This window comes from Desulfatibacillum aliphaticivorans DSM 15576 (assembly GCF_000429905.1).
In the GTDB taxonomy this organism is placed as follows: Bacteria; Desulfobacterota; Desulfobacteria; order Desulfobacterales; family Desulfatibacillaceae; genus Desulfatibacillum; species Desulfatibacillum aliphaticivorans.
The window spans coordinates 1-1,303 of record NZ_AUCT01000065.1; the positions used below are offsets into that span (position 1 = coordinate 1).

Consider the following 1,303-nt stretch of genomic DNA (forward strand, 5'->3'; position numbering starts at 1 on the left):
ATTGGTTTTGAGATTGATTCCGAACAAGTCGAGGCCTCAAATGAAAGGATAAAACATAATCTTCATCAAAGGAGCCTGTTTAAGTAAATCAGCTCGTCAAAAACCCCTTTTAAAACTGAAATCTGAAAGCCTTGAAAACTAAGGGTTTTCAGAGCGGAAAAATCCCTCGTCAAAAACAAATGTTTTTTACGAGGGCGACACCTTTAAGATGGGGTAGGGTAGGGCAAAAAAAAGCCCCACGATATGCGAGGCAAAAAAATTTTAATTTTATCCGGTCCCCAGGATCAAACCCAAGACCTTTTCCGTCTCGGCCATAACCTTGAGACAGGCCGCATGAGGGGATAAGTTCACCTTTTTGGCGTACCCCTCAATATAGCGGTAAGAGTTCCCCATAGTATCGTTTGCCTGCTTCCCGACCATTTTACAAAGAGCCTGGGCGGAAAGCTCAGCTACGATCTCTTGTAAGGGGTCCTGACCAGGCCGGAGGCTTCCGTTCAATTTCTCGTGGCCCGCGTGGGCCAACTCGTGAAAGAATACCGCTTCCTCTTCGCTGGCCAAGGCGATTTGCTTTCTGGAAGGCGAATAGTACCCATAATAACGATAGTTGCCCGGAACTGCTTTTACAGAAAGCCCCCATTCCTCGGCTTTCTCGATCAATGGTAGGGTAGGGACCTCCAATTTTTCATAGTCCAAGTGATCACCGTCTGTATCCTCCACTCGAAAGACCGGCTTGCATCCAAAACCAGATAAAAACTGAGCTTCCTCGCCGGTACCCTCATCCGTCTTTTTTTTGAAATAGGGGACCAGGATGTGAAAGGCTTTGGAGCCCTTTTTTACATGTCGGTTTGCCTGTTGCCATTGCCGGAAACCTCGGGCGTCCTGGGTGCCCGAAAGAAACATCAAAGTTCTGTTTAAAAGTGACCATTTGGCGCTTGGGACGTCTGCCACGGGAAACATGGCCATGGCCACCGCTTCCGGCACGTCGCCAGTCCTAAACCGCTCAATTACGCCGTCTAAAACGGCCCGGACCTTCTCATTCACGAGTTTCCTCCTGTCTTGGGTTTTTATAAAAGGGTAGGGGGCCACCCCGTTAAAACAGGGGGTGGTTTTCAAAAATTGATAAAATGTGCGAGGGTTGTCTTATTCGGAAAGGTTCAAATAGCTATATAATTGATTTAATTGGTATTTTACCGCTTTTTTGCTTTATGTCAAGTTGGCGGCAAAACTGGTTAGAAAGAAAAAAGGGATACCGTTGAGGTTCCCTTTATGTTCTCCCGCCAGGCTAAAAGCCGGGGGGGGGGGG

At 47.5% G+C, this 1,303-nt stretch carries 1 protein-coding gene; it reads right to left on the reverse strand.

Annotated elements, in window-relative coordinates:
* Positions 1-267: 267 nt before the first annotated feature.
* Positions 268-1,041: a zincin-like metallopeptidase domain-containing protein gene (locus G491_RS0126025; RefSeq protein ID WP_028316614.1), complete on the reverse strand. Its 774-nt coding sequence runs from the start codon at positions 1,039-1,041 to the stop codon at positions 268-270.
* Positions 1,042-1,303: the final 262 nt, after the last annotated feature.